This is a genomic window from uncultured Frigoribacterium sp., assembly GCF_963515265.1.
Lineage (GTDB): Bacteria > Actinomycetota > Actinomycetes > Actinomycetales > Microbacteriaceae > Frigoribacterium.
Window position 1 is genome coordinate 1 of sequence record NZ_CAUPYL010000118.1, and the last position, 8,036, is coordinate 8,036.

Annotated in this window: 10 protein-coding genes; 4 read left to right on the forward strand and 6 right to left on the reverse strand. The window is 74.4% G+C overall.

Annotation, left to right across the window (positions count from 1 at the left end; all coding sequences use genetic code 11):
* Window positions 1-185, forward strand: a 185-nt coding sequence (locus tag RWM17_RS09915; RefSeq protein ID WP_314103196.1) for a hypothetical protein, incomplete at its 5' end; no start/stop codon positions are given.
* Between the two features lie 15 nt (window positions 186-200).
* Here the strand turns inward: RWM17_RS09915 and RWM17_RS09920 are convergent.
* Window positions 201-1,001, reverse strand: a complete 801-nt coding sequence (locus tag RWM17_RS09920; protein WP_314103199.1) for an SDR family oxidoreductase — start codon at window positions 999-1,001, stop codon at window positions 201-203.
* Window positions 1,002-1,168: 167 nt separating this feature from the next.
* Window positions 1,169-2,344, reverse strand: a complete 1,176-nt coding sequence (locus RWM17_RS09925) for a GNAT family N-acetyltransferase (protein WP_314103202.1) — start codon at window positions 2,342-2,344, stop codon at window positions 1,169-1,171.
* Window positions 2,345-2,521: 177 nt separating this feature from the next.
* Here RWM17_RS09925 and RWM17_RS09930 point away from each other — a divergent pair, with 177 nt between their 5' ends.
* Both RWM17_RS09930 and RWM17_RS09935 read left to right on the forward strand, forming a co-directional pair.
* Window positions 2,522-2,974 carry a DUF1810 domain-containing protein gene (locus tag RWM17_RS09930; RefSeq protein ID WP_314103205.1) on the forward strand — a complete coding sequence of 151 codons (453 nt, stop codon included), beginning with the start codon at window positions 2,522-2,524 and terminating at the stop codon, window positions 2,972-2,974.
* Window positions 2,975-3,355: 381 nt separating this feature from the next.
* Window positions 3,356-4,207 (forward strand): SDR family NAD(P)-dependent oxidoreductase, encoded by an 852-nt coding sequence (locus tag RWM17_RS09935; protein WP_314103207.1) that lies wholly within the window; start codon window positions 3,356-3,358, stop codon window positions 4,205-4,207.
* Between the two features lie 295 nt (window positions 4,208-4,502).
* On the opposite strand, the gene RWM17_RS09940 is transcribed toward RWM17_RS09935, so the two are convergent.
* Window positions 4,503-5,396, reverse strand: a complete 894-nt coding sequence (locus RWM17_RS09940; protein WP_314103209.1) for an SDR family oxidoreductase — start codon at window positions 5,394-5,396, stop codon at window positions 4,503-4,505.
* 167 nt (window positions 5,397-5,563) lie between these two features.
* Entirely contained in the window at window positions 5,564-6,544 is a 981-nt protein-coding gene (locus RWM17_RS09945; RefSeq protein ID WP_314103212.1) for an aldo/keto reductase, read from the reverse strand.
* A gap of 144 nt (window positions 6,545-6,688) precedes the next feature.
* Here RWM17_RS09945 and RWM17_RS09950 point away from each other — a divergent pair, with 144 nt between their 5' ends.
* Complete coding sequence (locus RWM17_RS09950; protein ID WP_314103213.1) at window positions 6,689-7,111, forward strand: hypothetical protein; 423 nt, start codon at window positions 6,689-6,691, stop codon at window positions 7,109-7,111.
* On the opposite strand, the gene RWM17_RS09955 is transcribed toward RWM17_RS09950, so the two are convergent.
* Together RWM17_RS09955 and RWM17_RS09960 are read right to left on the reverse strand one after the other, a co-directional pair.
* The gene (locus RWM17_RS09955) at window positions 7,092-7,379 is read right to left on the reverse strand and encodes a hypothetical protein (RefSeq protein ID WP_314103214.1); all 288 of its coding nucleotides are present in this window, start codon (window positions 7,377-7,379) and stop codon (window positions 7,092-7,094) included. The two genes, RWM17_RS09950 and RWM17_RS09955, sit on opposite strands and share 20 nt — an antisense overlap.
* Window positions 7,376-8,036: NAD(P)H-dependent oxidoreductase (locus tag RWM17_RS09960; protein ID WP_314103216.1), on the reverse strand; the 661-nt coding region annotated here is incomplete at its 5' end. The genes RWM17_RS09960 and RWM17_RS09955, both read right to left, overlap by 4 nt.

The window sequence follows — 8,036 nt, forward strand, 5'->3', positions numbered from 1 at the left end:
GCCTGTCGCAGCCCGTGCTCGTCGCCGTCTTCGAGCCCGGACTGCGCCCCGGGGCGGCGGGCGGCGCCGCGACCTTCGGCCTCGCCCGCGCGGCGACGTCCCCCGCAGGAGGCGGTGGCGGCTTCGACCTCGCCCCCGCCGACATCGAGGTGCACGCCGAGATCAGCGCCGACTTCACGGCGTAGGACGCGAGTCCGCGGTCAGACGCGCCGCCACCCGTCGCCCTCCAGGTGCGACCCGCCCTGTGGCCCCATCTGCAGCATCCCCCCGTCGACGGCCCAGGAGGCGCCCGTCACGTACCCGGCCGCGGGCGACGCGAGGAACGCGATCACCGCCGCGACCTCGCGCGCGTCCCCGGGACGTCCGAGCGGAACGCCGGGCCGGTCCACCGTCGTGGGGTCGACGTCGGCCTGTCCGGTCATCGGGGTCGCGATCTCGCCGGGCGCGACCGCGTTGACGGTGATGCCGTCCCGGCCGAGCTCGAGCGCCATCGTCTTGAGCAACCCGCCGAGCCCGTGCTTCGCGGCGTCGTAGGCGCCCGAGCCGACCCGCGGCTGGTGCTCGTGCACGCTCGTCACGCCGATGAGGCGCCCGCCGGTGCCCGCCGCGACCATCCGCCGGGCGGCGCGTTGCAGGCAGACGAACGCGGCGTCGAGGTCGACCGTGACGACCCGCCGCCACTCCTCGAGCGAGAGGTCCACGACCGGGACGGACGACCCCGTGCCCGCGTTGTTCACGAACACGTCGAGGCCGCCGAGCCGCTCGGCCAGGTCGTCCACGACGTCCCCGCAGCTCTCGAGCTGCCCGAGGTCGAGGTGCGCGACGTGGGCGGTGCGCCCACGGGAACGCACCTCCTCGGCGGTGGCCTCCGCCCCCGCCTGGTCGTCGAGCCAGGTCACGCCGACGTCGAGGCCCGCCTCGGCGAGGGCGACCGCGGTCGCCCGGCCGATCCCGGACTCTGAGCCCGTGACGACAGCGGTGCGGGGCAGGAAGGGACTCACGGCGGGGACCTCTCGACATCGACGGCGGCGGGCGGGGCGGGGCGGACGGACGGACGTGAACGTCCAGGGAGTCGACGACCGGCGGGGAGCTGCCCTCCCCGCCGGTCATGCTCGACGGTAGCGGGGCAGGTCCGACGCGGTCAGGGCCTTGACACGAGGTCGAGGCGTCACAGCTTCTTGCTCCACGCCCCCTCGTGCTCGAACGGAACGAAGCCCACGGCCTCGTTGACGTCGAGCATCGGCCGGTTCTCCTCCGCGTTGAAGGTGAACACCGCGGGGTGCCCGGGACGCTCGGCGAGCAACAGGTCGGTCGTGGCGACCTTGAGCAACCAGCCGAGCCGGTGCCCTCGGTGCTCGCGCAGCACGAGGGTGTCCTGCTGGAACGCCGGTCGTGCGCGGTCGGCCGGCGCCTCGACCTGGCTGAACCCGACGAGCCTGCCGGAGGCGACGTGCTCGACCACCGCCGTGAACCGGGTGCGCGGACCGGAGATCGAGCGCTCCTCCTCGTCGCGCCAGCGCTCGGCGGTCCAGACGTCCTCCGGCTCGTCGAGGCCGCCGGCGGGGGCGTCCGTGCTCATCCGCGTCTCGAGCGCGGCGAGGTCGTCGACCCAGCGCTCGGGCGAACGGCCGACCCAGGTGTGCAGGCGGTAGGCGTCGCCCGCGGCCGACCGGGCGCGCTCGCGGACCGTGCCGAGCGCCTCCTCGTCCGGGGGCAGCGGCAGCCGGCTGCAGCGCATCACCTGGCCGAGCTCCCAGCCCCGGGCCAGCAGGAAGCGCACCTCGTCGTTCCCCCGCGGCACCGACCCGGCGCCGGTGGGGGGAAGGAGGCGCGGCTCGCCCTCGCCCCGGGAGCGCACGTAGGCGATCACCTGCGTCCGCCCCTCGGCGCGGGCGAGCTGCTCGAGGTGCTCGGCCAGCAGCGTGCCGTGGCCGCGGCGGCGGGCCTCGGGCAGCACCGACACGTCGAGCCAGGCGGTCGTCGCGGCGTCGCCCTCACGGCGCGTCTCGTACCAGCCGACCGCGACGAGACGGCCCTGCTCCCGCACGCCGAAGAGCCGGTGGTCGCTGTGCACCTCGTCGAGCAGGTGGGGGAGCTGCTCGTCGGGCTCCCACGAGAGCTCGTCGGAACCGATCGCGGCGCGCCGGACGGCGTTCTCGAGGTCGACGGCGGCGACGTAGTCGGCGGCGCCTGCTGCGTCAGGTGACACGGACGCGGGGAAGGGGATCTGCTCGACGACGGCGTGCGTCGGCGTCTCGGGGACGGCGTGCGTCGGCGTCTCGGGGACGGCGTGCGTCGGCGTCTCGGGGACGGGCTCGTGGCCGGGCTCGGCGGTGGAGGTCATCGTGGTCTCTCGGGCCGCGGGGGCGTGCGGCGAGGACGCGCCGCCCGGTCCGGGCAGCCGACCAGACTAGCTCGTGCGGCGACGGCTCCGCCAGCCCCTGGAGGGTCGCGGGCTCGCAGGGGCGACGACAGGCCGCGTGTCGGACGCACCGCCCGTCGACGGGCGTAGACCGGGACGATGACCGACGACGACCTGCTCTCCCGCCACGACCTCGACCGCTTCGTCGACGCCCAGGAGGCGGACGGCACGTACGACCACGCGCTGCGGGAGCTGCGCGCCGGGCGCAAGCGCGGCCACTGGATGTGGTTCGTGTTCCCGCAGGTGGCGGGGCTGGGCACCAGCGCGACCTCGCAGCACTTCGCCCTCGACACGGTCGGTGCCGCCCGGGCGTTCCTCGCGCACCCGGTGCTCGGCCCGCGCCTCCTCGACTGCGTCGACGCCCTGCTCGAGCTTCCCGACGGTGCTGACGGCCCCTCCGCCGTCGACGTGCTCGGCGAGGTCGACGCGATGAAGCTGCACTCGTCGCTGACGCTGTTCGCCCAGGCGGACCCCTCCGAGGAGCGCTTCGCCCGGGCGCTCGGGCGGTTCTTCGACGGGACGCTCGACCCGGCGACGCTCGAGCGGCTCTGAGCCGCCGCACCCGTCCGGAACTCGCTGCCGCCCGCCCGCCCGGACACAGCTGCTGGCCGCTGGCTGCTGGCCGCTGGCTGCTGGCTGCTGGCTGTTGGCTGCTGGCCGCAAGTGCCGACCAATCTGGCCTCGAGACCGCATCCGGCGACCGGAAAAGCCGCTACAACGGGCTCTCCGGTCGGCATTTGCAGCTTCACGGGCGGTGCCTGCGGCTTCCCGGTCGGCATCTGCAGCTTCCCGGTCGGCAACGGCGGGAGGCGCGGCCCGCGTCGGCGCGGAGCGCTGTGCGCAGGAGGCGCGGGCCGCTTCGGGGAGGGACCGGCAGGAGGTGCGGGGCGCCCCGCCCAGGCCGCGCCGCACCTCCATCGGTACGCTCGATCGATGAGCATCGTCATCGCCGGCTGCGGCGACCTGGGCACCGAGACCGGCCTGCGGTTCGCCGCCGAGGGGCACCGCGTGGTGGGCCTGCGCCGCCGGCCCGAGGTGCTGCCCGAGCAGCTCGAGGGCCGCGCCGTCGACCTGCGCGCCGAGGCGCCCGTCATCGACGACGACGCGACGGTCGTCGTGGTCGCCCTCGCCGCGGGCAGCCGCGACCCGGACGAGTACCGGGCCACGTACGTCGACGGGCTGGCGCACGTGCTCGACGGGATCGAGCGCTCGGCGGCCGACCCGCGCCTCCTCGTCGTCTCGTCGACCGCGGTGTACGACGTCGACGACGGCGGCCTGGTCACCGAGGAGACCCCCGCGACCGGCGGCACCCCCACGGCCGCGGTGCTGGTCGAGGCGGAGGCGCTGCTGCGCGACCGCGCACCGCACGCGACCCTCGTGCGGCTCTCGGGCATCTACGGTCCAGGGCGCGAGCGACTGATCGAGCAGGTGCGCGGCGGGTCGGCGACCCTCGCCGAGACGCCCGGCACGTCGCCGCACACCAACCGGATCCACCGGGACGACGCCGCCGCCGCGCTCGTCCACCTCGCCGGGCTCGCGATGGTGGGGCCGGTCTACCTCGGCACCGACGACGAGCCGGCGCGGCTCGACGACGTCCTGGTCTTCCTGGCCGCGGAGCTGGGCGTCCCCGCTCCGCAGCCCGCGCCTCCTGCGGGGCGGCAGGCGGGCGGCGACAAGCGGCTGTCGAACGGGCTGCTGCGCGGGACGGGCTTCACGTTCGCCTACCCGACGTTCCGTGAGGGGTACCGGGCCGTGCTCGCGGGCGAGGGCACGCGCTGGGCTTAGTCGCACCGGGTGCTGGCCCGGGCAGAGGCTGGGCCGAAGCCCGGACGCGGTTGCGGACGCAGACGCGGACGCGGACGCGGACGCGGAACACTCTCAAATTTGAGAGTGATCCTGAGCCGGAGGACGGAAGGAGGCGGCAACGCGGTCGCGCGAAGGAGGATCCGTCTCGCATTGCGGCACGTCGACCCGACCCCAGCCCCGGGGACGGCGGACGGCCCGCCCCGCACTCCGGCCACGACCGACGGCCCGCCCCGCAGCAGCGGGACGGGCCGTCGACGACCGCAGGAGGCGCGGCTCAGTGGATCGGCGTGCCGCCGGTCACCGCGATGGTCTCGCCGCTGATGTAGCTGGACTCCTGGCTCGCGAGGAACACGAACGACGGGGCGAGCTCGACGGGCTGTCCGGGACGGCCGTAGGCGGCCTCCGACCCGAACGTCTCGATCTTCTCGTTCGGCACGAACGCGGGCTGCAGCGGGGTCCAGACGGGGCCGGGGGCGACGCCGTTGACGCGGATGCCGCGCTCGGCGAGCTGCTGGGCCATGGCACGGGTCCAGTTGGCGATGCCGGCCTTCGAGACGGCGTACTCGGCGAGCGAGGGCGACGGCTGGAAGCCCTGGATCGACGAGCAGGTGAGGATCGACGCACCGGGCTTCAGGTGCGGCGACGCCGCCTTCGTCAGCCAGAACAGCGGGTAGATGTTGGCCTTCAGGACGTGGTCGAGCGTCTTCGTCTCGAAGTCGTCGATGCTGTCGACGGTCGGCATGACGCCGGCGATGATCGCGAGGATGTCGAGCCCGCCGAGCTCCGCGACCGTCTTCTCGACGACCTCGGCGTTGGTCTGCTCGTCCTGGAGGTCGCCGGGCAGCAGCACCGCGGTGCGGCCGGCGTCGCGGACGAGCTGGGCGACCTGCTCGGCCTGGGCCTGCTCCTCGGCGAGGTAGCTGAGCGCGACGTCGGCGCCCTCACGGGCGTAGGCGATGGCGGTCGCACGGCCGATGCCGCTGTCGGCACCGGTGACGAGCGCCTTGCGACCGGCCAGCCGGCCGCTGCCGACGTAGCTGGTCTCGCCGTGGTCGGGCTCGGGCTTCATCGCGTGCACGTCGCCGGGCGCGGACTGCTGCTGTGGCTCGAAGGGAGGCTGCGGGTACTGCTCGATGGGGTTCTGGGGCGTGTACATGTTGTCGGCCATGACCCCGGTCTACGCCCGGGCGGCTGCCCGGCTGGTCAGGTCGCTGTACCCCGGCGCGAGCACGGCCGGACCCGACCGCCGCCCGACCGCGGCCCGGCCGGGCACGCGAGGGGCCTGAGATCGACGTCGGCGTGTGCGCCGCGGTCGATCTCGGGCCTCTCGCGAGGTCACCAGCGGGGGTGGACCGCGGCGCGGAAGTACTCGTCGTAGATGCGGACGACCTCGGAGTCGAGGCCCTCCTCGAGCTCGACGTCGCCGGCCGCCGCGTTGGCCTTCGCCTGCTCGACGTTGCGTGCCCCCGGGATGACGGTGCTGACGCCCGGCTGGTCGACGATCCACGCGAGCGCCGCCTGGGGCACGGTGACGCCGTCGGGCACGGCCGCCGCGAACTCCTGCGCGGCGCGGACGCCCTGCTCGAAGTCGACGCCGCTGAAGGTCTCGCCCTGGTCGAAGGCCTCGCCGTGGCGGTTGAAGGTGCGGTGGTCGTTCTCGGCGAACGTCGTCTCGGCCGTGTACTTGCCCGAGAGCAGCCCGCTGGCGAGCGGCACGCGCGCGATGATGCCGACCCCGGCCCGCTGAGCCGCCGGGAGGACCTCGTCGAGCGGCTTGAGCCGGAACGCGTTGAGGATGATCTGGACGGTCGCGACGCCGGGGCGGGCGATCGCGGTCAGCGCCTGCTGCGCCTCCTCGACGGACACCCCGTAGGAGGCGATGGCCCCGTTCTGCACGAGCTCGTCGAGCGCGTCGTACACGGCGTCGTCGTCGTACACGGCGGACGGCGGGCAGTGCAGCTGGACCAGGTCGAGGGTGTCGACGCCGAGGTTGCGACGCGAGCGGTCGGTCCAGGCGATGAAGTTCTCGCGCACGTAGTTCGAGGGCACCTGGTCGAGGCGGCGGCCCATCTTGGTGGCGACGGTCAGCGGGACGTCGGGGTTCGCCGCGCGGAACGTGCTGATGACCTTCTCGCTGCGGCCGTCGCCGTAGACGTCGGCGGTGTCGAAGAACGTGACGCCCGACTCGACGGAGGCGCCCAGCACCTCGAGCGCGTCGCTCTCGCTGACGTCGCCCCAGTCGGCGCCGAGCTGCCAGGTGCCGAGGCCGATGACGGATGTTTCGCGGCCGGTGCGGCCCAGGGTGCGACTGTGCATGGTCCGACCCTAGGCGCTGCCGCCGACAGCGCGCCCGGCAGCGTGCCCGATCGCCGCCCCGGAGCTCCTCCCCCGCGAGGGGGTTGGCACCCGGCCCGCGAGACCGCCATCCTGGGACCTCACCACCGACGTCGAGAGGCCCTCATGTCGAGCGAGCTCGTCCCTGTCCCGCCCCGCCGGCCCACGCCTCCCCGTGCACTGGTCCAGTACGGCGACATCACCCTGACCGAGCACGAGCTCGTGACCCCGTCGGGCACGCGTCCGCTCGCGGGCACGCAGCTCTTCGTCCAGGACATGTCCCGGACCGACCGCTACACGCCGGGCTGGGCGATCGCCCTCGGCGTCGTGCTGCTCGTGCTGTTCTTCTGGACGATCATCGGCCTGGGGGCCATCGCGTTCTTCTTCGTCAAGGCGGACCGCCGCTCGGGCTTCGTCCAGTTCACCGCGACGAACGGCTCGTTCACCCACCAGAGCTTCGAGCCAGCGCTGCCCGACGGCCAGGCGCAGCTGTTCGAGGCCCAGTCGCGCCTCAACTACGGCCGCGGACTCATCGCCCGGGCCGCCTGAGACGGGAGCTGCGCCGCGAGCTGGGCTGGTCCGGGCGGCGCCGGTCCAGGCTGCGCCGGTCCACAGTGCGACGGTTCACACTGCGGACGAAGGCGTACGCGATCGCGACGAGCACGAAGGCGGCGAGCAACAGCAGGCCGCCCACGCCGGGGCTGCCCTTGGCGAGCGTCACGACGCCGACGACGGCGAGCACCGCCGAGAGGTAGCCGAGCACCCGGGCCGCGACGATCTGCGCGCGGCGACCGAGGCGGCCGGCACGGCCGTTCACCCGAGTCGGCGCGCGGCGTCGGCCGCCGCCGCGAGCGCCTCGGCCAGCTCGCGCTCGGCTCGCTCGCGCGCCCCGTCGGGCATCGCGATCTGCCCGCTCAGCGTGAGGTTCACCGCGATCACCTCGACGACCATGCCGAGCGTCGACCCCAGGATCTGCTCGAGCACCGGCACCGCGTGGTCCCAGCCCTCGGTCGGCGAGCCGGCGTCGTACGAACCGCCCCGGCTGGTCGCGATCAGCAGCGGACGGCCGAGCATCGGCTGCTGGTCGTCGCCGTCGAAGGGCGCGGTGACCCCGGGCAGGTGCACGTTGTCGAGCCAGGCCTTGAGCGTCGACGGCACCGTGTAGTTGTAGAGCGGGGCGCCGACGACGACCACGTCGGCGGCCGTCAGCTCGGCGATCAGCTCGGCCTGGAGGGCCTCGGCGGCAGGGTCGGGGGCGGCGCCGGGGAGCCGCAGCCGCGCGGGCCAGTGCAGGGCCGGGTCGCTGAGGTGCGGCGGCTGGTCGACGTGCAGGTCGCGGCGCGTCACCGTGTGGTCGTCGCCGAGCGACCGCCAGGCGTCGGCGAAGGAGGCGGTGATCGCGCGCGACCGGCTGGTCGCCGTGTCGGCGGACGAGTCGAGGTGCAGCAGGTTCGGCATGCGCCCACCGTAGCGG